Source organism: Pantoea sp. SGAir0430, assembly GCF_043549295.1.
On record NZ_CP039427.1, the window covers coordinates 2,035,223 to 2,061,472 of the forward strand.

General features: G+C 58.4%; 18 protein-coding genes and 1 tRNA gene. 7 read left to right on the forward strand and 12 right to left on the reverse strand.

Annotated elements, in window-relative coordinates; all coding sequences use genetic code 11:
• Positions 1 to 41 precede the first annotated feature (41 nt).
• From lldD to E7738_RS09905, 4 genes are all read right to left on the reverse strand, one after another.
• Positions 42 to 1,232 carry an FMN-dependent L-lactate dehydrogenase LldD gene (lldD, locus tag E7738_RS09890; protein WP_394515577.1) on the reverse strand — a complete coding sequence of 397 codons (1,191 nt, stop codon included), beginning with the start codon at positions 1,230 to 1,232 and terminating at the stop codon, positions 42 to 44.
• Entirely contained in the window at positions 1,232 to 2,017 is a 786-nt protein-coding gene (gene lldR / locus E7738_RS09895) for a transcriptional regulator LldR (protein WP_021507253.1), read from the reverse strand. Before lldR ends, lldD begins: the two co-directional genes overlap by 1 nt.
• Positions 2,014 to 3,663 (reverse strand): L-lactate permease, encoded by a 1,650-nt coding sequence (gene lldP, locus E7738_RS09900; RefSeq protein WP_021507254.1) that lies wholly within the window; start codon positions 3,661 to 3,663, stop codon positions 2,014 to 2,016. Before lldP ends, lldR begins: the two co-directional genes overlap by 4 nt.
• Positions 3,664 to 3,890: 227 nt before the next feature.
• A complete protein-coding gene (locus E7738_RS09905) occupies positions 3,891 to 5,063 on the reverse strand; it encodes a cyanate transporter (RefSeq protein ID WP_021507255.1) in 1,173 nt (390 codons plus the stop codon).
• 87 nt (positions 5,064 to 5,150) lie between these two features.
• Here E7738_RS09905 and E7738_RS09910 point away from each other — a divergent pair, with 87 nt between their 5' ends.
• Positions 5,151 to 6,011, forward strand: coding sequence for a LysR family transcriptional regulator (locus tag E7738_RS09910; protein WP_031279666.1), 861 nt, complete (start codon positions 5,151 to 5,153; stop codon positions 6,009 to 6,011).
• A gap of 89 nt (positions 6,012 to 6,100) precedes the next feature.
• Positions 6,101 to 7,462 (forward strand): amidohydrolase family protein, encoded by a 1,362-nt coding sequence (locus E7738_RS09915; protein WP_394515578.1) that lies wholly within the window; start codon positions 6,101 to 6,103, stop codon positions 7,460 to 7,462.
• Between the two features lie 109 nt (positions 7,463 to 7,571).
• Here the strand turns inward: E7738_RS09915 and E7738_RS09920 are convergent, their stop codons facing one another.
• Positions 7,572 to 7,769 (reverse strand): hypothetical protein, encoded by a 198-nt coding sequence (locus tag E7738_RS09920; protein ID WP_010618157.1) that lies wholly within the window; start codon positions 7,767 to 7,769, stop codon positions 7,572 to 7,574.
• 391 nt (positions 7,770 to 8,160) lie between these two features.
• Here E7738_RS09920 and dbpA point away from each other — a divergent pair, with 391 nt between their 5' ends.
• From dbpA to E7738_RS09935, 3 genes are all read left to right on the forward strand, one after another.
• On the forward strand, positions 8,161 to 9,540 hold the full coding sequence (gene dbpA / locus E7738_RS09925; protein ID WP_394515579.1) for an ATP-dependent RNA helicase DbpA: 1,380 nt from the start codon (positions 8,161 to 8,163) through the stop codon (positions 9,538 to 9,540).
• Between the two features lie 141 nt (positions 9,541 to 9,681).
• Positions 9,682 to 10,644, forward strand: a complete 963-nt coding sequence (locus E7738_RS09930) for a chemotaxis protein (protein ID WP_021507259.1) — start codon at positions 9,682 to 9,684, stop codon at positions 10,642 to 10,644.
• Between the two features lie 1,163 nt (positions 10,645 to 11,807).
• The gene (locus tag E7738_RS09935) at positions 11,808 to 13,364 is read left to right on the forward strand and encodes a methyl-accepting chemotaxis protein (RefSeq protein WP_136547420.1); all 1,557 of its coding nucleotides are present in this window, start codon (positions 11,808 to 11,810) and stop codon (positions 13,362 to 13,364) included.
• A 99-nt stretch (positions 13,365 to 13,463) separates the two neighbouring features.
• On the opposite strand, the gene E7738_RS09940 is transcribed toward E7738_RS09935, so the two are convergent.
• From E7738_RS09940 to E7738_RS09955, 4 genes are all read right to left on the reverse strand, one after another.
• Entirely contained in the window at positions 13,464 to 14,753 is a 1,290-nt protein-coding gene (locus E7738_RS09940; RefSeq protein ID WP_021507261.1) for an HAAAP family serine/threonine permease, read from the reverse strand.
• A gap of 399 nt (positions 14,754 to 15,152) precedes the next feature.
• Entirely contained in the window at positions 15,153 to 16,148 is a 996-nt protein-coding gene (locus E7738_RS09945) for a glycosyltransferase family 2 protein (protein WP_394515580.1), read from the reverse strand.
• Positions 16,145 to 17,452 (reverse strand): oligosaccharide flippase family protein, encoded by a 1,308-nt coding sequence (locus tag E7738_RS09950; RefSeq protein ID WP_058775186.1) that lies wholly within the window; start codon positions 17,450 to 17,452, stop codon positions 16,145 to 16,147. Before E7738_RS09950 ends, E7738_RS09945 begins: the two co-directional genes overlap by 4 nt.
• A gap of 16 nt (positions 17,453 to 17,468) precedes the next feature.
• Positions 17,469 to 18,446 carry a glycosyltransferase family 2 protein gene (locus E7738_RS09955; protein WP_394515581.1) on the reverse strand — a complete coding sequence of 326 codons (978 nt, stop codon included), beginning with the start codon at positions 18,444 to 18,446 and terminating at the stop codon, positions 17,469 to 17,471.
• Between the two features lie 1,203 nt (positions 18,447 to 19,649).
• On the opposite strand from E7738_RS09955, the gene E7738_RS09960 reads away from it, so the two are divergent.
• A complete protein-coding gene (locus E7738_RS09960) occupies positions 19,650 to 21,548 on the forward strand; it encodes a flagellin N-terminal helical domain-containing protein (RefSeq protein WP_394515582.1) in 1,899 nt (632 codons plus the stop codon).
• A 9-nt stretch (positions 21,549 to 21,557) separates the two neighbouring features.
• Here the strand turns inward: E7738_RS09960 and E7738_RS09965 are convergent, their stop codons facing one another.
• On the reverse strand, positions 21,558 to 22,475 hold the full coding sequence (locus E7738_RS09965; RefSeq protein ID WP_150361746.1) for a LysR family transcriptional regulator: 918 nt from the start codon (positions 22,473 to 22,475) through the stop codon (positions 21,558 to 21,560).
• A gap of 104 nt (positions 22,476 to 22,579) precedes the next feature.
• Between E7738_RS09965 and E7738_RS09970 the strand changes: the two genes are divergently transcribed.
• On the forward strand, positions 22,580 to 23,998 hold the full coding sequence (locus tag E7738_RS09970; RefSeq protein ID WP_394515583.1) for an aldehyde dehydrogenase family protein: 1,419 nt from the start codon (positions 22,580 to 22,582) through the stop codon (positions 23,996 to 23,998).
• A gap of 205 nt (positions 23,999 to 24,203) precedes the next feature.
• Here the strand turns inward: E7738_RS09970 and E7738_RS09975 are convergent.
• Both E7738_RS09975 and E7738_RS09980 read right to left on the reverse strand, forming a co-directional pair.
• Positions 24,204 to 24,279: transfer RNA gene (locus E7738_RS09975), tRNA-Thr, on the reverse strand.
• Between the two features lie 198 nt (positions 24,280 to 24,477).
• Positions 24,478 to 26,223, reverse strand: coding sequence for an amylovoran biosynthesis protein AsmF (locus tag E7738_RS09980; protein WP_021507268.1), 1,746 nt, complete (start codon positions 26,221 to 26,223; stop codon positions 24,478 to 24,480).
• Positions 26,224 to 26,250 lie beyond the last annotated feature (27 nt).

Consider the following 26,250-nt stretch of genomic DNA (forward strand, 5'->3'; position numbering starts at 1 on the left):
ACAGCTATTCAGTATAGACAAGAGCCGGCGCTTTGCCTGGCTTAGCGCACCGCGTGCGGGCGCGCCGGGCTGAGTCCGGCTTCGCTCAGCAGCGCATTCGCCTGCACCAGCGAATCCTGGGTGATGTCCGCAATGGTTTTCGCGCCGGTCAGCATCATCGCCACCCTCATCTCTTTCTCAACCAGACTCAGCAGATTCTCCACGCCGCGCTGGCCGTGCGTCGCCAGCGCATAGATGAACGCGCGTCCCAGCAGCACGCTGTCAGCCCCCAGCGCGATCATGCGCACCACATCCAGCCCGTTACGAATACCGCTGTCGGCCAGAATGGTGATGTCGCCCTTTACCGCGTCGGCGATGGCCGGCAGCGCGCGCGCCGACGACAGCACGCCATCCAGCTGACGTCCGCCGTGGTTGGAGACTACGATGCCATCGGCGCCAAATCGCACCGCATCGCGCGCATCTTCCGGGTCGAGAATGCCTTTGATCACCATCGGCCCTTCCCAGAATTCGCGAATCCACTCCAGATCCTGCCACGAGATCGACGGGTCGAAATTGTTGGCCAGCCAGCCGATATAATCTTCCAGTCCGGTAGGATTACCGAGGTACGTTGAGATATTGCCGAGATCGTGCGGACGCCCGTGCAGCCCGACGTCCCATGCCCACTGCGGATGGGTGACCGCCTGCCAGTAACGGCGCAGCGAGGCATGCGGGCCGCTCATGCCGGAGTGCGCATCGCGGTAGCGCGCGCCCGGCGTCGGCATATCGACGGTGAACACCAGCGTCGAGCAGCCTGCCGCTTTGGCCCGCTCCAGCGCGTTGCGCATAAAGCCGCGATCGCGCAGCACATACAGCTGAAACCACATCGGACGGTTAATCGCCGGTGCCACCTCTTCTATCGGGCACAGCGACACCGTCGACAGGGTAAATGGAATACCGCGATTCGCTGCTGCGCGCGCCGCCTGCACTTCACCGCGTCGCGCGTACATGCCGCACAGGCCGACCGGCGCCAGCGCCACCGGCATCGACAGCGTTTCATTGAACAGCCGCGTTTCCAGGCTCAGCTCAGCCATGTTTTTCAGCACGCGCTGACGCAGCGCCACGTCAGAGAGATCGGCCACGTTGCGCTTCAGGGTATGTTCTGCGTAGGCCCCGCCGTCCAGATAGTGAAACAGGAATGGCGGCAGGATACGTTGCGCCGCGGCGCGATAGTCACTGGCAGCAGAAATAATCATCAGTTGTCTTCCTTACGGGTAACCTGCGTGGCGCCCGGTAGCCGCGTGATGCGGGCCTGGCGCGCTTCGTCTTCATGCAGCGTTTTCATGGTGGTGTGAACAAAGCCGAGGTGATCCATCGCCGCCTGGCGCGCCGCGTCGGCGTCGCCCGCCATCACCGCATCGAACATCGCCTGATGCTGGGCGTTGAGCTGGTTGAAAATCACCGGCTGGGTGTACATACGCTGGCGGCTGTGCAGCACGGAGGATTGCAACAGATCGAAAAATCCGCGCATGGTCTGCAGCAGCACCAGATTATGCGAGGCTTCGGCAATGGCGAGGTGGAAGCGCAGATCCGCCTGCGCGGCCAGTTCGGGATCGTCGCAGTCGTTCATTTGTATCAGCGCGTCAAAGGCATAGCGCAGCCGCTCTTTATCCGCCTCGGTGGCGCGCTGCGCGGCGTGCCAGGCGGTGCTGGCCTCAATCGCGTGGCGCGCCTCAAGAATATCCCAGCGGTAGTCAGGATCGGCGGCCAGCAACTGACGAATCGGCTCGACGATGCGCTGTTCTGACCACGGCTCCTGCGGCTCGCACAGCCAGGTACCGCCGCCGCGTTTACTGATCAGCACGCCACTGCTGATCAGCTGCTGGATGGCCTCACGCACCGACGAGCGCGACACGCCGAAGCGGGCGGCCAGCGCACGCTCCGAAGGTAAACGCATGCCGGGTTTCAGCTGATGCTCTTCAATCCAGGCGCCAAGACGCGCGCGCAGCGTATCCGCCAGCCGCGGTGTGGGTTCAGTCATGGAATCATCCAGGTAAAGACATACGCCTGCAGCGTGGTGATCACGCCGACCATACAGGTAAAAATCAGGCTGTGTTTAACGGTAAACCGGAACAGATCGGACTCGCGCCCCACCAGCCCCACGGCGGCGCAGGCGATGGCGATCGACTGCGGCGAAATCATTTTACCGGTGACGCCACCGGTGGTATTGGCGGCCACCAGCAGCACATCCGACACTCCAATCTGCTGTGCGGTGGTCGCCTGCAGCGCGGCGAACAGCGCGTTGGAAGAGGTATCGGAGCCGGTCAGAAAGACGCCCAGCCAGCCGAGGAACGGCGAGAAGAAGGTGAAGGCCTGGCCGGTGTGCGCCAGCGCCAGGGCCAGCGTGGCCGACAGCCCGGAGTAGTTTGAGATGAACGCAAAGGCCAGCACCATGCCGATGGAATAGATCGGCAGCGCCAGTTCCTTCAGGGTTTCGCCAAAGGTGCGCAGCGCCGCCGCCGGCTTCATACGCAGGAAAATCACCGAAATCACCGCCGCCAGCAGAATCGCAGTGCCGGTGGCGGAGACCACGTCAAATTTGAACAGCGCCGCATACGGCGTTGCTGCGCTCACTACCGGCGGCATGCGTGCCACCAGCTCGTGCAGCAGCGGCACTGGCACGCTAAACACCCAGTCATACAGCGCGCCGCCTTTAGCGAACAGCGCTTTAAACGGCGGAATACTCCACAGCGTTACGGTCGCGGTAAGGAACAGGAACGGCATCCAGGCACGCACAATCTGCCCCAGCGTGTAGCGTTGCGTCCCTGAGGGCGCAGCCTCTGGCGCGGGCTCTTTAAAGCGGAAGATGCGCACCGGCTGCCAGCGGCGCAGAAACAGCGTCAGGCAGATCAGCGAAGCCAGCGACGAAATGATGTCCGGCAGCTCCGGGCCAAGGAAGTTAGAGCTGAGGTACTGGGCGATGGCAAACGAGCCGCCGGCCACCATCACCGCCGGCCAGGTCTCTTTGATGCCGCGCCAGCCATCCATGATCGCCATGATCCAGAACAGCACGATGAGGGTGAGAAACGGCAGCTGGCGTCCCGCCATCTGGCCAATCTGGAAGCTGTCCAGCCCGGTGACCTGACCGGCGACGATGATCGGAATCCCCATCGCGCCGAATGCCACCGGCGCGGTATTGACGATCAGGCACAGGCCGGCGGCATAGAGCGGATTAAAGCCCAGCCCGACCAGCAGTGCGGCGGTGATCGCCACCGGTGCCCCAAAGCCTGCCGCGCCCTCTAAAAACGCGCCAAACGAGAAGCCGACGATCAGCATCTGCAAACGCTGGTCTGGCGTGATGGAGAGAATCGAGGCGCGAATGATATCGAACTGGCCGGTTTTCACCGAGATCTTGTAGACAAACACCGCCGCCACGATGATCCAGGCAATCGGCCACAGGCCGTATAAAAAACCATACGCCACCGACGCCAGCGCCTGGGGCACCGGCATGCCGTACAGCAGCAGCGCCACCAGCAGCGCCAGCACCACGGTGATCGTACCGGCCTGATAGCCCTTCAGCTTGAGCTTAATCAGCGCGAAGAAGAAAAAAACAATCGGGATCACCGCCACCAGGCTGGATAGCCACAAATTGTTGAGCGGATCGTAGTTTTGTTGCCACACCTGCATGCCGTTTCTCCAGAGGTCACCAGAGGGATGCGGCGCATCGGCAAAAGCAGGCGTGCGCCGCAGATTGTTGCCCGGTTCCGCACCACAATTGGTAGGACCACATTGCGGCTGACGGGCTTTCTGGCTCCAGATAGTTAATGCATTGTTAACCCAAAGCAACGCGGCAGGCGTGATTTTTCGTGTTATGTGACCATGTGGCTACATTTATATAACATTGGTAGGACCAATCAGCGCGCTGCCGCACCAAAGGCGCGCGCATAGCTGCGCGGATGAAAACGCAGATTGAGTCCGATCAACCCCAGCGTCACGATGCCCTGCATCAGCCAGACGCTGGCAAAGCTGTGGGTGAGCACCTGCAACTGACCAGCAATAAACGGCATGCAGCCGGCGATGATGAATCCTGCGCCCTGCATGAAGGCCACCAGCCGCGCGCCTGCCTGCGGCTGCGGCAGATGATCGAGCGCCAGCACCATCGCCAGCGGGAACGCGGCACCGAGACCGAAGCCGGCGATAGCGGCCCACAGCCACGGCGCCAGCAGTGGCGCAAAAAGAAACCCGCTCATCCCGGCCAGCTGACACAGCAGACTGACAATCAGCTGCGGACGGCGATCGGCACCGCGCGCCAGCAGCGGCATCAGCAGCGCGCCGGCAACCTGGCTCAGAATCATCACGCCCAGCAGCGAGCCGCCGGCCTGCGCCGACCAGCCCAGCCGGTGATACGCATCCGGCAGCCAGGCAACGCAGGTGGCATAGCCGCCGTTGACCAGGCCAAAGCTCAGCGCCAGCGACCAGGCGCGCGGCTTACGCCACAGCGGCGGCAGCGTTACCTGTGCGGCATCCGGCGCGGCAGGCACGCGCACCAGTAGCCACAGCAGGATAGCCAGCAGCACCGGCAGCGCCCAGCCGCTGAGCGCCAGCGGTACGCCAAGCTGCGCGCTGAGCCACGGCGACAGCGCCGCGCCCAGTCCGCCGCCGCCCATCAGCGCGCCCGCCCACAGCCCGGTGACCGCCGCGCTGCGCCGGCTAAAACGCTGTCGAATCAGTCCCGGCATCGCCATCTGCACCACGCCGACGCCGATGCCGGCGAACAGCGCGCTGAGCACCAGCCCGCTGCCACTGTCGATCACGCCGCGCGCTGCCAGCGCCAGCAGCAATAGCGTCAGCCCGGCCAGCAGCAAGGGCTTTAAGGCCACGCGCTGCATCAGCCTGGCGCTGAACAGCGCTACCGCGCCCATCATCACCATCGGCACCGCCGGCAGCAGCGAGGCGGCCAGCCCTGACAAATGCAGGCTGTGGCGCAGCTGGCCCAGCAGTGGACTGACCGAGGTCAGCAGCGGGCGCATGTTCAGCCCGGCCAGCACCAGCGCAGCCAGCGTTAACGTATTGGCATGTCGGTTCATAACCCATCCTGCAGTGAAAAGGTTGTCAGCATCGCAGCAGACAGTACTATTTGGAAATGAAATAACACCATGATGGGCAGTGGATAAATGAATCGTCAGCCAATGTTTACGCCGCAGCAGCTATTGAGCTTTGTGGCGGTGTGCGAGACCGCCAGCTTTACCCGCGCCGCCGAGCGTGTGCACCTGTCGCAGTCGACGGTCAGTCAGCAGGTACGGCGACTGGAAGAGATGGTGGGTAAAGCGCTGTTACAGCGCACCTCACATCAGGTGGCGCTGACCGAAGAGGGAGAAAAATTGCTCGGCTACGCGCGGCGCATCATCGCCCTTAACGGCGAAGCGCACGATGTGCTGAGCGATAAGTGGCGCGACGGCATTGTGCGCATTGGTGTGCCGGAGGATTTTGCCGCCCCGACCGCCAGCCTGCTGGCCGGATTCAGCCGACAGCATCCGCAGCTGCGTCTTGACGTGATGAGCGGCATGTACGTCGATTTGCATCGCGCATGGCAGCGTGAAGAGCTGGATCTGATGCTGATCAAGCAGCCGGGCGGCGATCGCCCGCTGGCCGCCCGGCCCGAGCCGCTGCTGTGGCTGGACAGTGCCGAACATCCCTGCTTTGACCAGACGCCGCTGCCGCTGGTGGTATTTCCGCAGCAGGGGCTGTATCGCGAAGAGATGTGTCAGACGCTGGATGCGCTCGGCCGTAGCTGGCGCATCAGCTACAGCAGCGCCAGCCTGGTGGCCCTCGCCAGCGCCAGCGCCGCCGGTCTCGGCCTGACGCTGCTGCCCGCCAGCTGCCGCCTGCCCGGTCACCGCGTGCTGGGCAGCGCTGAGGGTTTACCAGTAATCAGCCATTTCGAGCTGGCGCTGTTCTGCCGTAAGCCGCAGGATGCGCTGCAGCAGGCACTGGCCGCTGCGCTGGTGCAATTCTGCCAGCTACAGTGGCAGTGATTTTTCCACTGCCAGGCAGTGGGAAATATCGCAGCGCGGCGGCGTCGGTTTTGCCAGATTAGGTTTTTTCCTTTTGCCTGGAGTTTCCGATGCCTCTGACCGCTTCCAGCCGACGTGATTTCCTCAGCCACGGCGTGCGCCTTACTGCCGCAGGCAGCCTGATGATGGCTGGCATGAGCAGCGCCGCCCGCCCCGACACACCGCCGGTCTCGTCCACACCGCCGCCTGCCGTGGCGCACTATCAGCTGCTGAATGTGCGCCTCGAAGAGGGATTTGAGCGCGACGGCGCGGAGATAGTCGCCACCCGCACCGCGCTGTACGACATCACCATTAAAGAAGGCAAGTTCAGCGCCATTAGCGCCGCTGGCCAGGCGCGCCAGCCTGCCCTGCCGCAGTGGGATGCCGGCGGTGCGCTGCTGTTACCGCGCACGCGGGACATGCATATCCATCTGGATAAAACTTTCTACGGCGGACCGTGGCAGGCACCGCGTCCGCGGCAGGGCAAGACCATCATGGATATGATTGCGCGCGAGCAGGTGCTGATTCCCCAGCTGCTGCCAACCTCGCAGGCGCGCGCCGAAGCGCTGATTGGCCTGCTGCAAAGCAAAGGCAGCACCGAAGCGCGCAGCCACTGCAACATCGATCCAGTCAGTGGCCTGAAAAGTCTCGAACATCTGCAAATGGCGCTGGCCAACCATCCGGCGTTTCGCTGTGAGATCGTCGCCTTTCCGCAGCATGGTTTGCTGCATTCGCAGGTCGATGGTCTGATGCGTGAGGCGATGCAGCTCGGCGTGCAGTATGTCGGTGGGCTGGATCCCACCAACGTGGATGGTGCCATGCAGGCTTCGCTTGATGCGATGTTCCGCATCGCGCTCGACTACGATCGCGGCGTGGACATTCATCTGCATGAGACCAGCGCCGCCGGCGTGGCAGCCATTCAGTACATGATCGCCACCATCGCCCGTAATCCGCAGCTGAAAGGCAAAGTGACACTGAGCCACGGTTTCGCGCTCGCCACGCTGGAAGGTAAGGCGCTGGATGAGATTATCGCCGGCATGGCCGAACAGCAGATGAGCGTGGCGTCAACGATTCCGATTGGCAAGCTGACGATGCCATTGCCGCAGTTGCAGGCAGCGGGCGTGACGGTGATGACCGGCACCGACAGCGTGATCGATCACTGGTCGCCGTTCGGTACCGGCAGCATGCTGGAGAAAGCCAATCTGTATGCCCAGCTGTATCGCGGATCGGATGAGTTTGGCCTGAGCCGCGCGCTGCATATCGCCACCGGCGGCATTCTGCCGCTCGCCAATAGCGGTGAGCGCCAGTGGCCGCAGCTGCAGGATGAAGCCAGTATGATGCTGGTCGACGCCTGCTGCTCGGCGGAAGCCGTGGCGCGCATTGCGCCGGTGCGCGCTACGTTCCAGCGCGGCACGCCGGTATTCAGCGCCTGAAGGCGCATCGCAGCCAGCACCAGCAGGCCAGGCCCGGCCACAAAAAAGCCTCCCGCAGGAGGCTTTGGAAGGTGACACCGGCGCGGCAAGCCCGATGATAATGCTGGATTTAAGACAACATCTGAATCGCCAGCGCATACAGGCGCTGGTGCTCATCGTCATTAACAGGCTCTTCTTCCGCATAACAGGCAATCATGGAGCTGACTTTATCGGAGGATAACGTCTCTCCATGCAGATGCAGCGTTAGCACGGCGCGGCCGACGATTTTCAGAACGTCTTCGTTTTGTCCCTGGACATAGTGACTCAATGAGGTGACCTCTGAAGTAATTATTAATTGCCAAATGGCGCGCTAAATATAAAGCAAAGCGGTTAGGATTTTTACTCAGATTTTCCGCGTAACAGGTAACATATAAGCGAAATCTTACTGAAAATAGCCGTAACATGCGGCGATATTGCCGCTTACCTGCCGCTAATATCATTTTTTCCCTCGAAAAAGCGTTTTTACCGTTCGTGCTGCCTGGTGTGAAATTCGGAACATTCATTAAAACTTTGCGATAGTTGCACCTCATCATTGACCTGACAAAGCGCAACGGCTGACTAATTTCATCGCGTGATTATTGCCGCAATTGCCGTTGCCGATAGCCCGCCTTTCTGCCAGACTGGCCGCCGCTATTCCTGCTACTACCTGAGATGCTCCTGTGACTGCTTTTTCTACCCTGACGCAACTGCCTGCCAGCCAGTTCGACAACCTGCGCGAGATGGGCTTCGACGCCATGACGCCGATTCAGGCCGCTTCCCTGCCGGCCATCCTTAGCGGACGCGATGTGCGGGCGCAGGCGCAAACCGGCAGCGGCAAAACCGCCGCCTTCGGTATTGGCGTGCTGAACCGCATCGACAGCGGGCGTTTTCATACCCAGGCGCTGGTGCTGTGCCCGACGCGTGAACTGGCCGACCAGGTCAGCAACGTGCTGCGTCAGCTGGCGCGCTTCACCCGCAATATCAAGATCCTGACGCTGTGCGGCGGCCAGCCAATGAGCGCGCAGCGCGACTCGCTGGTGCACGCGCCACATATTGTGGTCGGCACGCCGGGGCGCATCCTCGATCACCTCAAGCGTGACAATCTCGATTTAAGTCAGTTGCAGAGCCTGGTACTGGACGAAGCCGATCGCATGCTGGAGATGGGTTTCCGCGACGACATGGAAGCCATCATTGGCTTTACGCCGGATTCGCGTCAGACGCTGCTGTTCTCGGCCACCTGGCCCGATACCATTGCCAGCCTGAGTCAGCGCTTTCAGCGCGATGCGCTGGCAGTAGCGACCGAAGCGCAGTCGGAACTGCCGGCGATTGAGCAGCAGTTTATTGAAGCCAGCGCCAGCGAGCGTATCAACCTGCTCAGCGCCCTGCTCAGCCAGCAGCAACCGGCTTCCTGCGTGGTGTTCTGTAACACCAAACGGGAATGCGATGAGATTGCGGCCGCGCTCAACGATCGCCAGATCAGCGCGCTGGCGCTGCACGGCGATCTGGAACAGCGCGATCGCGAACGCGTGCTGATTCGCTTTGCCAACGGCAGCATCCGCGTGCTGATCGCCACCGACGTCGCCGCGCGCGGCCTCGACATTAAATCGCTGGCGCTGGTGGTTAACTTCCAGCTGGCGTGGGATCCGGAAGTGCACATTCACCGCATTGGCCGTACCGGCCGCGCCGGCGAACAGGGGCTGGCGGTCAGCTTTGTGGCGGCCGACGAAATGGTGCGCGCCCATGCGCTGGAAGATTACCTGCAGCAGAAGCTCAACTGGCAGCCGGCCAGCACGCTGAAAGGCAAAGGCGCACAGCCGCTGCCGGCGGCGATGATGACGCTGTGCATTGACGGTGGGCGCAAAGCCAAGATGCGTCCCGGCGATATTCTGGGTGCCCTGACCGGTGAAGCCGGTTTCAGCGGCGATCAGATCGGTAAAATCGATCTCACCCCGACCCATGCGTATGTCGCCATCGACGCCGCGCAGGCGAAAAAAGCGCTGATCAAGTTGAAAGAGGGCAAGATCAAAGGCAAAAGCGTGCGCGCGATTCTGCTGAAGTAACTGTCGTGAGCGTGAGGGCTATCGCCCTTACGCTAAATTTTCATCGCCCTTCCCTTCATTTTTTTCCCCCGCTGCCGATAAGTTAATCATGGCGCTATTGCCCTGCCCTTTACTCCGCCCAGATTCTGCCCCGAGGCCACAATGGATAATTTTCAGAAAGAGATCGATGAACGCGCTAACCTTGCGCTTTCTAACAAGTTCGAACTGCTGCTGTTCCGGCTGGGTTCCGATCGGCTGAAAGGCAAGTCTGAGCTGTACGGCATCAACGTATTTAAACTGCGTGAAATTGTGCCGATGCCGACGATTACCCGCGCCGCCGGCATGAATTCACCGCTGCTCGGCATGGCCAGTATTCGCGGCCAGTTTATTCCGGTGATCGACCTGCCGGCAGTAACTGGCTGCAAACCGGAAACCGGCCTCAACCTGCTGCTGGTGACCGAATACGCGCGCAGCACCCAGGCATTTGCTGTGGAATCGGTGGAGAACATTGTGCGTCTCGACTGGAATCAGGTGCACACGGCGGAAGCGGGCATCGGCAGCCGTAACATCACCAGCATCGCCTGTCTGGACACCGACGGTCAGAGCAACAATCTGGCATTGGTGCTCGACGTCGAGCAGATTCTGTATGACATCATTCCGTCGGTGCGTGGTGTTGAGCCGAGCGAAGAGACGGCGAAGAATTTCAACCTTAAACCCGGCCAGGTAGCGATTGTTGCTGAAGACTCCAAAGTGGCGCGTCAGCTGCTGGAACAGGGGCTGAAAAGCATGGGCATTCCGGCCATCATGCACAATACCGGGCTTGAAGCGTGGATAAAAATCAGCGAGATGCAGAAAGAAGCACAGGCTAACGGCGAGTCGATTCACGACAAAATCGCGCTGGTGCTGACCGACCTCGAAATGCCGGAGATGGACGGCTTTACCCTGACGCGCAACATCAAGCGCGACGACGCGCTGCGGCAGATTCCGGTGGTGATTCACTCTTCGCTGTCCGGCAGCGCCAACGAAGATCACGTGCGCAAAGTGGGCGCTGACGGTTACGTCGCTAAGTTTGAAATCAACGAGCTTTCCAGCGTGATTTATCGCGTGCTGGAGAAGAAGCGCTAAGCGCTTACCCCGATTATCCCTTCAGGCGCGATGTTCGCGCCTTTTTTGTGCCCGCTCGCCTGTCATTCGCTGCATTAGCGTAACGGCGTATTTATCCTGTCTTACTGATCTATTAATCGTCTGAGGTCACCATGAATGGTGACCCTACAGGGCCTCTGCGTGTTTTTTGCAGGGGCAGTTTATTGCGCATTCCGCCACGGTGCGGGAATTGACATGCGCGATGAATCGCGCAGCTACGGTTTGTGCGACGGGATAATGCGGATATCGCATTCGCAATGAATCATGATGGCCCAACGTATCGTGCAGATATTCCTTTCATGTGATGCCGCTGATAACCGCACGGTTGACTGATATTCCTGCCATGTGATGCCGCTGATAACCGCACGGTTGACTGATATTCCTTCCATGTGATGCCGCTGATAACCGCACGGGTAGTAGCGGCGCAATTTATTGCGCATTCCGCCATGGTGCGGGAAATGACATGCGCGATGAATCGCGCCGCTACGGTTTGTGCGACGGGATAATGCAGATATCGCATTCGCAATGAATCATGATGGCGCAACGTATCGTGCAGATATCCTTTCCATGTAATGCCGCTGATAAGCGCACGGGTAACTGATATTCCTTCCATGCGATGCCGCTGATAACCGCACGGGTGGTAGCGGCGCAATTTATTGCGCATTCCGCCACGGTGCGGGAAATGAAATGCGCGATGAATCGCGCCGCTACGGTTTGTGCGACAGGATAATGCAGATATTCCTTCCATGTGATGCCGCTGATAACCGCACGGGGAGTAGCGGCGCAATTTATTGCGCGATGCCTTTCAATTGCGCGTCTCAGGTCACCATGAAAGGTGAGCCTGCAGTCTCTGCGCGTTTTTGTCGGGTGCGCAATTTTGCGCACCGGCATAGGCCGTGACGCCAGCTAATTACGACCAGTGATTAATCAACCTTAAGCCCTCTTAACCGTTTTGTGACAAATCCCTAAAAAATTAAAGTTAAAACATTAGCAACCGATAACTTTAGCGCCTGCGCTGGTGGCGCCAGACCCGTCTCGTCGCAATGGCAAAAAATCTTTCCTTTACACATCATCGACATATTGCAGGCCCATCGTCTGCGTTTCCGTTTTAACACAACAGCATTCTGGCATTGCGGGGAGATCCAATGTTGAGCTTAAAGAATATGAAGGTCGGCGTCCGCCTGGGCATCGCCTTTGGTTTAGTGGTGGCACTACTGGTGGTGATTGGTATTACCTCAATCATGAAGATCAACAACATCAAGAGCGGCATTACCTCGATTGTGGAAGATCGCTATGTAAAAGTGCGGCTCGGCTTTGACGTGCGCGATGGCGTCAACGATCAGATCAAATACCTGCGCGGCATCGTCATCGATACCACCCGACCGCAGTTCAACGTGCAGCGCTTTCAGCAGCTGGCAGACGCCACCGCCCGTACCAACGCGGCGATGAAGAAGATCGAAGCGATTCAGATTACCGCCGTGGGCAAGAAGAAAATTGCCAGCCTGCTGGCTGCCAGTCAGCAGTTTGAACAGCAGAAAAATGAAGTGCTGGATCTGGTGCGGGCCGGTAAAGCCGATGACGCCAGCTACTACGTGCTGAAAAAAATTACCGCCGTGCAGAATGCCTACCTCGACCTGGCGGTGGCGTTTGCGGATTCCCAGTCCTCGCAGCTCCAGCAGGAAGGCGCCGGCATTATCGACGATGGCACCACGGCGATTGAAGTTACGCTGGTGTTCTCCGCGCTCGCCATTCTCGCAGCCGTGGTGATGGGCTGGCTGCTGACCCGTTCGATTGTGCATCCACTGAATGAAGCGGTGACCATCGCCAGCAAAGTGGCTGCCGGCGATCTCAGCTCGCGCATTGAAATACGCAGCAAAGATGAAACGGGCGCGCTGATGCAGGCTCTGCAGGCGATGAACGATAACCTGCTGACCATTGTTTCCGACGTACGCGCCGGATCCGACACCATCGCCGTGGCGTCCAGCCAGATCTCCAGCGGCAACATCGATCTCTCTTCGCGCACTGAACAGCAGGCCAGCTCGCTGGAAGAGACGGCGTCCGCGATGGAGCAGATGACCGCTACCGTGAAGCACAACGCCGACAATGCGCGCGAAGCCAACTCGCTGGTGGCGAAAACCTCCGGCGTCGCCAAAGAAGGCGGTGAAGTGATGGAGCAGGTGATTGTGAAGATGGAGGCGATTGCCCTCTCCTCGAAGAAGATTGTCGATATCATCAGCGTGATTGACTCTATCGCCTTCCAGACCAACATCCTGTCGCTCAACGCGGCGGTCGAAGCGGCGCGCGCCGGTGAACAGGGTCGCGGATTTGCCGTCGTCGCCACTGAAGTGCGTAACCTGGCGCAGCGTTCTGCCTCCGCGGCGAAAGAGATCAAAGTGCTGATTGAAGACTCAGTGGCGAAGGTGGATGAAGGCAGCCGTCTGGTGACGCACGCCGGTTCAACCATTGGTGAGGTGGTCAATAGCGTAAGCAGCGTGGCGGAGATCATGAGCGAAATCACCATCGCCAGCAGCGAACAGAGCAGCGGCATCAGTGAAATCAATCAGGCCATTACGCAGATGGAAGCGGTGACGCAGCAGAACGCCGCGCTGGTACAGGAAGCGTCCGCTGCGTCTCAGGCGCTGCAGGAGCAGGCCGATCGTCTGGCGCAGTCGATGAGCGTGTTTAAAACCGCTGCGGTTTAAAACAGACAGCCCCGTTCTGCATGCGTCAGACGGGGCCGTTTAGTGTCGCTGGCGTCGTCATGGCGGTGCGCATCGGGTCCGGCGCACCGCGTCCTGCTGTTAATTCATCAGCGAATAAGCGATGGATGAAATCGCCAGAATCCCCACCAGCACCACAAACAGATTACTGATTTTGCCGCTGTACTGGCGCATCGCCGGGACTTTATGAATAGCGTACATCGGCATCAGGAACAGAATCATCGCGATCACCGGCCCGCCCAGCGTCTCAATCATGCCGAGAATGCTCGGGTTCAAAGTGGCAACCAGCCAGGTGGTCAGCAGCATAAACAGCGTGGTCAGGCGATTCATTTTCTGCGGCGTGATGGTTTTGCCGCGGCTGCGCAGCGACTTCGCCACCATGCCGTTGAAGCCTTCACGCGCGCCCAGATAGTGGCCGAGGAACGATTTGGTGATCGCCACGATGGCGACAATCGGCCCCATCCAGGCAATCATCGGCACGTTAAAGTGGTTCGCCAGATAGGACAGAATGGTGATGTTCTGCGCCTTTGCTGCCTGTAAATCGGCGGGCGACAGGCTCAGCACGCAGCTGAACACAAAGAACATTACGGTCACTACCATCATCAGATGGGCGCTGGCGAGAATGCGTGAACACTTCTTCTCCGCGCCGGCGCCGTACTCGGCGCGTTTCGCCACGGCAAAAGACGAGATAATCGGCGAATGGTTAAAGGAGAACACCATCACCGGAATCGCCAGCCACAGCGTCATCCAGATACTGCTGTCGCTGCCGCTTTGCGCAAACGATAAGGTCTCCAGCGCCGCGCCGTGCCAGTGCGGCACCAGATACGCAGCCAGCAACATCAGCACTGCCACAAACGGAAACACCAGCACGCTCATCGCTTTGACAATCATCTGCTCGCCGAAGCGCACCACCGTCATCATGCCAGCGATCAAAATCAGCGACAGCAACGCACGAGGCGGCGATACCAGCCCGAGCTGGTGCACAATAAAGCTGTCCACGGTATTGGTGATCGCCACGCTGTACATCAGCAGGATCGGGTAGATGGCAAAGAAGTAGAGCAGCGTGATGATCTTACCGGCGCCGACACCGAAATGCTCTTCGACTACGTCCGTGATATCCGCACCGGGATTTTTACCGGAGAGCACAAAGCGCGTCAGCGCACGGTGCGCAAAGAAGGTCATCGGGAAGGCGAGAATCGCCATGATGAGTAACGGAATCAGCCCACCCGCGCCGGCGTTAATCGGCAGAAACAGCACCCCTGCGCCAATTGCGGTGCCGTACAGGCCCAGCATCCACACCGTATCACTCTTGCGCCAGCCGGTTGCTGCCGCCTCCACCGTACCGAGGGTACCGGTTTGTGAGTTATCCATCTGTCTCTCCAAAATTGTCTCAAATGCAGCCGGAACGACGGCTAAAAATTCGCGGCGGCCTGCAGCGTGCGGTCGCTTCACAAAACGCGCCTATGCTACCCGTTTTTGCCCGGCGTGGATTGCCGCAACGCAAGACATGCATCACAAAGGCGGTAAAAATGCGCGAGATGGCGATAAAAGCAACAATAACGCACGAAACACGCACGCAATCGATTGCCTGGGGCGCTATTTGACCTGAGAAGCGTCAGGAGTGCAAGACACAGCGCGAAGTGGACGTGAGCGGGAGAATGAAGTGCGGGGGTGTTGCCTGCAGCAGAGTGTTGAGGAGGAAACTCCCCCGGCAGCTAGCCTCGGGCAATGCAGCACGTCGCCAGAGGATAACGCCGGGAGAATTGAAAATCAGAACGCCCGCATTCTGTAGAGGGCATAAAGGAAATAGTACGCTGTGATAGTATTCAAATTCATAATCATGTACTTCAGTTTTTCATTTTTATTCAGCAGCGTAAAAATACCTTTAGAATATTTTCCGCGCTTGATTTGATTAATTTCCTGCGCAATATCGGCAGGTGAAAACGAGGCGTGATACATAGCGGTGACAATCTGCATATCCAGTGCCAGCACGCGTTTCGAGATCGCTTTTAAAAAATGGTCGAGATTACCCGACGCGTACTTTTCCACAATCGAATCGTACAAATCGGTAAGCGACTGTTTACGCACTTTCAGTTCGCTGTACTGCACTTTACGTTTCGACAGCGATCCCGCCACATCCTCATAGTGATAAGCCGCGCCTGGGGTGATCAGAAAATTACTGACGCAGCTGAAAAACTTCAGGTTAAACAGCAGGTCCTCACTCATCGAGACGCCTTCCATGAAGCGCAGATGAAGATCGTCAATAATCTGGCGGCGATAACATTTATTATGCAGATAGCCAATGTTGTCGCTCATCTCCAGCTCGCCCAGCACGTAAGGAATATCCTGCTGGCTGAAGAATCCCGCCTGCGAGACTTTGCCGATACGGTTGTCGTTGAGATTGCCGACCATTAAGTCCACCGCTTCGGCCGGCCAGGCATTGAGATTGAGTTTGAAACTCATCAGGAAGTTATCGTCAACCCAGTCATCCGCATCGAGAAACAGGACATATTCCCCGCAGGCCTGCTGCAGCCCGCTATTGCGTGCCGCACTGACGCCTGCGTTAATTTGATTAAGCACCGTAACCTGCGGATAGTGAGCAAATTCCTGCAAAATTCTGGCACTGTTATCGCGACTGCCATCGTTGACAACAATTATTTCATAGCTACTGAAGGTTTGATTTAATACGCTTTGCAGCGTACGCCGGATAGTGTTTTGCGCGTCATAGACGGGAATGATAATACTAAATAGCGTTTTTTCATTCATGATAAACTCTCTTTACTGTCTGAGGTTTTGATAGTGCTAAAGAGCTGCCATAGTTTCCTGGGGTTGAAAAAGATCAGATGAATACGCATGACCGGCTGTGCCGGGAAAAAGTAATTCAGCAGGGAGAACGATAAAAACTCGGTTAATACCACGCTCATGGCGGCACCGGTTAAGCCGAAATGCGGCACCAGCAGCAGCGACGACAGCACGCAAATCACTAATACCGCGAAGGTTTTCTTCACCAGATAGCGATAGCCGTTATATTTAATGATGAAGCGATCCATGACGCTGCTCAGCACCGCGCACATCGCACCGAGGCTGAGTAATAACGTCGGCGCGACCGCATCAAGATATTGCTCACCGTAGAAGTCACGAATAAACCAGCCCGACAGCAGCCAGATCGCCACAATTACCGCAGCGGAAACGCCAATTACCAGCAGATGCAGTTTCTGCGCTTTGACGATCGCCTGCTGGTCATTACGCTCAGCAAAAAACGCCGGATAAAACGACGCCAGCAGCGCACTGGGTAAAAATACCCAGGCGGTCGACAACGTCAGCGCCACGGAAAAAATGCCCGCCTCTTTCACGCCGAGAAAATAAGAGACGCTGATTTGATTCACGCGGGTATAGAGCGCAACGGCAATCGCAGAGAAGATCAGCGACATGCCGGACACCAGCATGTAACGCGAATACTTTTTCACGTGGCGCAGCGCCGGAAGCGGTGCACGCCGCTCATACAGCAGAAACAGCGTTAACTTGATGGTGAAAGGAATAAAGGTGGCGAGCACAATCGGGATCGCCAGCCAGGCCGGTTCGAGCTGGTAATAGGAGATCAGAAAGCGCACCGTCAGGCTGATCGCCAGGCCAATGACGTTGGCAATCACATTGAGACGCGCGTTGAGCCTCGCTTCGTTGTAAATATTGACCAGGTCAATGGATGAGAACAGGCAGGCAATGGCTGCCGCGCAGATAAAGACCAGCGCGTCGGCGCTCCACTCCTCTTCCATAATCGCCATGCCGACAATCGACAGCACGCAATACAGCACCAGCACCAGCAGGAAGGTCGCCATCATCAGGCGCAGGCCGGAGTGATGATTCTGCGCGATGCGTTTCAGCAAAATCACATCGCTGCCCATCAGTGCGATGGTCTGAATAAACTGAAATACCAGCATGGCGATGGAGATAATGCCGAAGGTGGTGGGCCCGACGTATTTCGCCACGTAGGAGGTGACAAAGATCAGGCCGAATACCGCAATCAGCTTTTCGGCAATCATCCACATGGAGTTTTTTAATTTGTCTTTCACAACGCCTCCGGTGCGATTATTTCTCTGCCAGCCGGCGCAGCCGTGAAACCAGGCGCGGGCTAATGAAAAACAGCGCAAAATACAGGCTCCACGGATTAAGTAGCGGTCCGGCAGAGCACCAGCTGCGGAAACTGCGGCGATAGAGCGTGATGTATTCATCAATGAAGGCGCGGCTCAGGCTGTCGCTGTGCAGCCCTTTGTAGATGTAAGACGCCGTGACTTTTAAATAGAGGTGGTAATAGCAGCGATAATGCTGGCTCGATAAAAACGCCTTCATGCCGCTGAACGAGCGGGCAAAAGAGAAATGTTTTTCCCGCAGCGCCGAACGCGTGGCGGAGTGCGTGGATTTGACGTAGTGATAAACCACCCGCTGCGTCATCACTACCTGGCGATCCTGCTGCAGATGCAGGTAGTTCATGACAAACAGCAGGTCTTCGAAATTGGCGATCTCTTCGTTGAACCGCAGCCGGTGCTGACGAATGACATCGCCGCGAAACACCTTGTCGCAGATACCGTGGCGCGGATGGTAATAGAGCAGATCGTTAATCGCCGCCGATACCGACAGCGCGTGCGCCTGTTCACGGTTGGCGGGAAAATCCAGCGGTGCGCCGTCCGGGTTGAAGTGTTGTGATTCGCCCACCACCATCGCCGTTTCATCACTCATCAGCCGCACATATGTCGAGAAGGCCTGGGGCGGCAGAAAGTCATCGGCGTCTAAAAAACACAGCAGCCGGCCGCGCGAGGCGCGAATGCCCCGATTGCGCGCCGCCGAGACGCCCGCGTTGGCCTGGCTGATAAGGTGGAACTGCGGATAACCGGCGTAACGCTGCAGGATCGCCAGCGAGTCATCGCTGGAGCCGTCATTAATAAAAATGGCCTCAAAGCGAACCTCATCCTGCTGCAGCAGGCTGTCGATGCATCTTTCCAGATAAGCTGCGGCGTTATACACCGGCACAATGACGCTAATCAGCACGTCGTTAACGGGAGTTTGCATATGACCTCAAAACATAATTTATTGGGGGTTGAACCCGCCGTGTCAAAATAAAAATCGATACTGAACCGTTAATGCTTCACGTTTAACGGCCCATGCTTTCATCCGGCTTAACATTAATACGCCGCTGTTTTCAGAGTTTCCTCAGCAAAATATGACCGCCGGAACACGTCTATTTTTTGCTGGCGGCAGATAAGAATTTCGCTATATATTCAGGTCAGGTTTATCTGGCGATTTAAAGGATAAAAACCGCAGGCTACCGCCCCTGGCTTACAGCGCCCAGCGTGCTGACATTCTTTTTGGTGCATTTTCAGGCGTAAAGAGGGGGCGCTGCACTCCGCAGAGTTCAGTGATTTATCAGCCAGTTAGCCCCAACGCTTCCTGCACAGCAACGTATTTATTGCGTTGCTGCCGGGTAAAACATTAATCAGATAGAGGTTTATTCGTTATCCTGAACGGCGCTACCTCTCCAGCTATTTTTTGCCGCATCAGGAGAACGGGAACTGCCGACCGCGGTTGAAAAGGTGCATCTTTCGACGGGCCTTCGCAACGAGCGTCACGACATTAACGATATTTGCTGTATGCCCTGCACTTTTATTACGCCGCGATGTGTGTTGCGCGGCGCGAGGTGCAAGTGGCGTTAATTCAGTCCGGCTATCGCAGACGGACTGCAAATGGCACAAGGCCCAAAATTGCGATCTGATTCAAAACTTTTACCGCATTCTTACCAGGCGCAGTTATAAGGTCAATGCCTTCCAGACCAAAACGGAATTTACTCACCCGCCCCGCCACAATATTTCGCGCTGAATGATTAGCATGGATAAAGCGCAACCGCGGCGATTGATAAGGGCGGCGCGCGCTGCTGACCAGGAATAAGAGCAGGGAAACCGGCGTATAAGTCCAGTAGCGTCCTAAGCGGTTGTTATCGCGATGGGTTACGCCCTCGCCGTCCCGCTTAAGCAGTAATAATCTTTATTCATTCTGCTGACCTGCTATTTTTAGTAGTCGTCAAGCCCTGCCTCTATAAATTAGCGCCGTGCAGAAAAATACAGATCCTTACTGCATCACAAACTCAACTTAGCGCGATTTCATGCTGCTTATTTTAACAATCAGCGCTTCGCTGACGTGACTTAGGCCAAATATTTTTTTAAAGAAAGCCGGTAAATGCCGATAACGCTATCAGTGTATTTATCAGTGAGCCCGGAAATGATCAGCCTGCAAACCAATCTGTCTGCCCTCAACGCCAGCAAGCAATCTGCCAGAAGTGGCGCGGCGCTGGGCGATGCGATCCGCCATTTATCGTCGGGTATGCGCATCACCAGCGCGCGTGACGATGCGGCAGGTCAGGCGATTGGTAACCGTTTTAGCAGCCAGCAGAACGGCCTGGCGGTGGCGCAGCGTAATACCGGTGACGGCCTGTCACTGGTCGAAACCGCGGAAAGCGCGCTGGATGAGATCAATAACCGCCTGCAGCGGATTCGCCAGCTGGCGGTTCAGGGATTAAACAGTACCAATTCGCAGAGCGACTCAGACGCCATTCAGGCGGAGATTAACCTCAATCTGAAAGAGATTGACCGGCTCAACACCAGCAGCAGCTTTAACGGCATCAGGCTGCTGGATGGCAGCGCCGGTAAGCTGGGATTCCAGGTTGGCGCTAATGACAACGAGAAAATCAGTCTCGACCTGTCGGCGCCCGGCTTCAGCGTGGAGGCGCTGGGACTTAAGGATTTGGTGATCAGCGGCATCAGCGGCAAAGTGACCAATGTCACTACCCTCACCGGCCTCGCCACCAATATGGCGTTCAGCAACCCGGCAATTACCGTGAACTATGTGCCCGCCAGCGGCTCACCGCAGCTGGTGCGCAGCAGTGGTGATAACCGCCAGTACGTGCAGAGCAGCGACGCCGACGGCAAGCCGGTCTATTATCTGGCCGCCGTCAGTGCGCGCTGGGACACCGCCACGGCTGCCGGTAACGTCTCGATTAGCCGCAGCAATCCGGCGCCGCTGTACAGCAACGTCAGCAGCATTGCGTCGCGCACCATCCCGGCGGTTAATTTTCAGGACAGCAGCGGCAGCGCGCTGAGCACCACGCCCGCAGCCACGTTAACGCAGGATAATGGCCAGTATTATATTGAGCAGAACAACAGCTGGTATCCAGCCACGCTCAGCTTTGGCAGCAGCGGCGCGGTAACGGCACGCATGACCGGCGGTGCCGCCAAATCCGACAGCGATTTCGCCACCCTGCCGACCACGGTGACCGACACGCCGGCGATCGACACCAGCACCGCCAGCCTTAGCTTCAGCGATGCCAGCGGCAACGCGGTGAGCAATGGCCGTCTGCTGCGCACCAGCGGCGGGCAGTATGTAATGGAAGTGGATAACGGCGGTGGTAACTACCAGTATTATAACGCCGCCGTCAGCGCGACCTCGGATGGCACCAGTAATGCCCTGAGCATCGTCGCGACCAGCGCCAGCAGCATTAACAGCTTCAGTGCGGTAAACAGCGTGACCGGCACCTCTTACATCACGCTCGATCCGGCCAATGTGGATGTGCGCTATACCGATGTCGATGGCAACAGCAGTAATGATGTGCTGAAACTCGACGCCGACGGCAATTACTACATGGATGTGCCGAACGGCAATCTGGATAAAACCGCCACCTTCGTCCGCAGTGACAATAGCGGCAACCTGATGCTGAAAACCCTGCAGGGCGTGGGTGACGTGCAGATTTACTTCCAGGCGGCTTTGTCGTCAGTGACCGATGCCTCCACCAACTTTACGACGCTGCGCGTGGCCGAGACCGGTTCAGAGATCCGCCTGAAGCATCCGGACGATCCGCTCGCCACGCTGGATAGCGCCATCGGGCAAATCGACAGTCAGCGCACCCGTCTGGGCGCCGTTGCTAACCGGCTGCTCTCGGCGCAAACGCTGCAGGGTAACGCGACCGCCGCGATTGCGGCATCGCGCTCCCGTATTGAAGATGCAGATTACGCCACGGAAGTTTCGAGCCTGTCGCGTCAGCAAATTCTGCAGCAGGCCAGCAGCGCCCTGCTGGCGCAGGCTAATCAGCTGCCGCAGCAGGTGCTGAAGTTACTGAACGCCTGATCAAGGACGTCATCCGGCTTCAGATGAGGCAGAAGCATCACGCTGCGCACGCACAAATTCGGTGAGCGCCCGCAGTGCCGGCGGCACCAGCCGGTGTCCCGGATAGTAGAGGCACAGCGCACCGAGGGGCACCTGCCAGCCGGGCAACAGGTGCACCAGTCGGCCCGCCTGCACATCCGCCGCAACCTGCTGTTCCGTCATGCAGGCAATGCCCAGACCCGCCAGCGCCGCCTGGTGGATAGCGCTCATGTCGCTGGCCGCCATACGCGGCTCGCCCTGCAACCGATAACGCTGCTGCTGCTGGCTCAGCTCCCAGCGGTAAACGCTGCCGTCCGCCATGCGCATACACAGGGTTTGATGCTGATCGAGCGCCTCTGGCGTCTGCGGTGTGCCCGCGTGTGCGAGGTAGGCTGGCGCGGCCACCACAATCATGCGCATTTCCGGCGTCAGCCTGACGGCAATCATATCGCCCGGCACGTCCTCTGCCAGCCGAATGCCGGCATCGAAGCCGTCGGCCACGATATCCACCCGCTCTTTCTGGCTGTAAATATCGACGCGAATGCGCGGATAGCGCTGCAGGAACGGCAGCAATATCGATGCGTACCACAGCGCACTGCTCTCCGGCGGCACGTTGAGACGCAGCATGCCGGCCGGATCGCCCGGATCGCTGCCGGCTTCCTCAGCCGCGCTGCGGATCATCGCCAGCGCTGGCACAATTTTCTCGCTGAAACGCCGTCCGGCATCGGTCAGCGCGACGCTGCGCGTGGTGCGGTTGAAGAGCCGCACGCCCAGCCGTTTCTCCAGCGCGGCAACCGCATTGGTCACCGCCGAAGGCGACATCTCGAGCTCGCTGGCCGCCGCTTTAAAGGTGCCGCGCCGCGCGACCGCCAGCACAATTTCCAGTTCAGTCAGACCTGTCCGGTTCATCAATTATTCCGTTTCGCGCAATACCCTTTGCAGGCGGAGGCGGATTATCGCCGCCGGTGGTGCGTGCTACTTTGCCGCCACGCAACATGCAAAGGAGCATAGCCATGCACATGATTGAACACATCTATATCAACGGCCAGTTTGTCACTCCTGACGGCGATGAATGGCTGGATATTATCAAACCTGCCGACGGCAGCGTAATCGGTAAAGCGCGTCTGGCCGATGCGCAGGATGCTGAACGCGCGATTGCGGCAGCCGCGGCGGCGTTTCCCGCCTTCGCCGCGACCACGGTGGCGCAGCGCATCACCCTGCTGGAACAGATGTACCATGCGGTTAACGGAGCCGAAAGCGAGCTGCGCGCGGCGATCCTTGAGGAGTACGGCGCGCCCACCGCACGCTCCGAGTGGATGAGCCGCTATCCGGCTGACGTGATTCTGCAGGTCATTGAAGAGCTGAAACGCTACCCGTTTGTACAACAGGCAGGCCGCGCGCAGGTGCAGATGCTGCCGCTCGGCGTTGCCGGCCTGATCACACCATGGAACAGCAACGCGGGCTTTATCTGCCATAAACTGGCAACCGCGATTGCCGCAGGCTGTACCGCCGTGATCAAACCCAGCGAGTTCAGCCTGTTACAGACCCAGGTGATCACCAGGGCGCTGCACACCGCCGGTTTGCCTGCGGGGGTGTTTAATATCGTCACCGGACGCGGTGCCAGCGTCGGTGAAGCCCTGAGCCGCAGTCCGCAAGTGGCAAAAATCTCCTTCACCGGCTCGACCGCCACCGGCAAAGCGATTTTGCGCAGCGCCGCCGACACCTTTAAACGCGTCACGCTGGAGCTGGGTGGTAAATCACCGACGCTGATTTTGCCGGATGCCGATGCCGCCCAGGCGGCCGAACTGGCGGTGCAGGCTGGCTTTATCAACAGCGGCCAGGCCTGTATTGCCGGCACGCGCATTCTGGTGCCGGAGCAGCGCAAGGCCGAGTTCGAACAGGCGCTGACGGCAGCAGTCGCTGCAGAGGTCTCCGGCGATCCGGCTGACGCGCGCACCACTATCGGGCCGATGGTTAACGAGAAACAGTGGCAGCGCGTGCAGCACTATATTGCGCTTGGCGAACAACAGGGCGCGCGCCTGCTGACCGGCGGCAGCGGCCGCCCGGACGGGCTGCACCACGGCTGGTATATTCGCCCGACGCTGTTCAGCGATGTCACCAATGAAATGCCGCTGGCGCGCGAAGAGATTTTTGGCCCGGTGCTGAGCATCCTGACCTACCGCGATGAAGCCGAAGCCATCGCCATGGCCAACGACAGCGATTACGGCCTGTCGGCACTGGTGATCGGTGCGGATGAACAGCATGCACGCAACGTAGGAGAGCAGCTGATCGCCGGCCGCGTGATGATCAACACGCTGGCTCACGAACCGCGCGCGCCGTTCGGCGGTTTCCGCCACTCCGGCATCGGCCGGGAGATGGGTCAGGCTGGTATCAGCGCGTTTCTGGAACCAAGGGCGCTGATTGCTGGTTAAGGATGAGGTGAGCGCTGCAGTGAATAGCACTGCGGCGCAGGGTGTCGCGCCAGAGCAATGCGCCTCTTTTAGATTGTGATTATCCTGACGCCCATCACCTTTCTCCGCACGCAAAAATCGCCATGTTTATAGGTGTTGAGGGCACAAATCTGTCACACAGGCTGAATCGGGACAGTAACAATATTAGATAAGGGATTGATTTAACTGGTGCCGGAAACAGGAGTCGAACCTGCGACCTTCGCATTACGAATGCGCTGCTCTACCAACTGAGCTATACCGGCATTGAGGCGGGAACTACGGGGAGTAAACATAGAAAAATCGGGGGGATGAGTCAAGATGGCGCCGGTTAAGTGCTGCGTTTTTCAGCATCACCCGGGCTGGCCTTACGATTTTGACGCGGAAAAGCCGCGGCGAACAGCGACCACTCGCGCCAGACACAAAAAAAGGCGAGGCCGCAGCCTCGCCAAAAGGTGCTGGCCTCAATCGTAATAAGGAAGCTTACGATCGACACCGTTGATATTGACCAGCACAAAGCCCGTCGGCGTGGTTTTATTGGTCGGCGTACCTGCTGCCGTCGCGACGGTAAGCACGCCTTTCTCGTTAGCCCCAATACCCGCGACGCCATTGTGCAGGCCAAAGCGCGCCGCCGGTTTGAGGGTGCCCATTTTGGTGGTATCCGTCACCACCGAGAAGTCAGGCTGGAACAGCGAGCAGGAGCCGGCTTCAAAACGCGTCGGACCGGTGGTCTTCAGGTTAATCAGCGTGTCGCCGCTGTTGGCGCGCAGCTTCACCCACACCACGGCATACGTGGTGCCGACGCGGCTGTAGCGAATATCCAGCACCGCCGGCTGCCCCATATGGCAGGCGTCAGCCCATACCGTTTCCAGCCGCTGCAGGTTAATCCACGTTTTCCCGGTGCCCGCCAGATTGACCGGCGAAGCGGCCGTTCCGGTTGGCTGGGTGGCGTCGGCTTTACCAATCAGCTCCATCACCCACTGCTGATTCGCCGTCGGGAAGAACAGCTGGCCGAGGCGATACCAGTTATCAGTGTCGGTGTTGTTGGTGACTTTGTGGCCGCTGTAGTAGCCCGCGCGGAATGAGCCGGTGATCAGCGTGCCGTGATGCTCTTCACGACGATAGCCGTAGTCAAAGGTCGACAGCCAGCGCGTGCCGGCCATATCGTTCGAGATCTTCGCCCCGGACTGCAGGCCAATCTGGCGCATGATGACGCGCGCATTATTGAGATTGAACGGCGTGCCGCAATCCTCAATGTTCAGCGTATCAATGCTCCAGGCACCGTCCGACAGATCGCCCGGATTACGCGTGTGCTCAATCCACACGTTGCGCATGATGCCCTGCGTCACGCGCGGCATGTACAGCGTGGCGTCGCCGTAGCCGGTCTGGAAGTTACAGTTGCAGATCTCGATAGCCGTTGAGTGGTCCCACTTGCCGTTTGGCGAGTTCGACCAGCCAATGTCAAACACCCGGCCATAGGTCCACAGCGTGTAGATCTGGTCAAATTTACTGTCGAGCGTATCCAGCGCTTTAATCACCGTGCCGCCGCTGTTTTGCGCGCGGAAACAGTAAATATTTAACGTGGTGCCTTCGATGCAGGTGTTTTCGAAGAACGGCTGCACGTTGGTACACATCTCGGCGGTAATGGTACCTTTGTTGGTGGTGACGTCGGCCGATGCCTGACCGTGCCAGGTGATGCCTTTGATCGCGGTCCGCCGTGCCTTCACTTTGAACACCGTGTTGGCACTTTTGTCGGAGATGATGGTGGTGCGCGGCAGCGAACCCAGCTCCACGTCATCCCCCTGCAGACCAAAAAAGGCGATCTCGGTAGCGCTGATGTCGATCGGGTTGATCAAAAATTTACCGCCCGGGAAACGCACCGGCAGGTCACGGATATTACCGCTGTAGCCCTGCGTCCACGCCAGCATGCGGTTAAAGGCGTCGGTATCGTTAGCGTAACCGTCCCCTTTCGCGCCGAAGTGGTAGACGTTGACGTCGGCCGGATCGTTGATCACGCGTTTCCAGTAAAAGCCATTGCCGACCGCCAGCGTACCGCCGTCATCGGCGGCCGTGGTGGTGCCGATAAAGCCGGTGAAATCACCGCCGCCACGGAAGGTGGAGTCCGGGTTATAGCGGCGCAGGAACGCCAGATCGCCGTTTTTGGCCGGCACAGTGGTACGCAGTTCAGCAAAAGAGTTAACTTCGATCATCTTAGCCTCCTCGGCATTTCAGGTTTG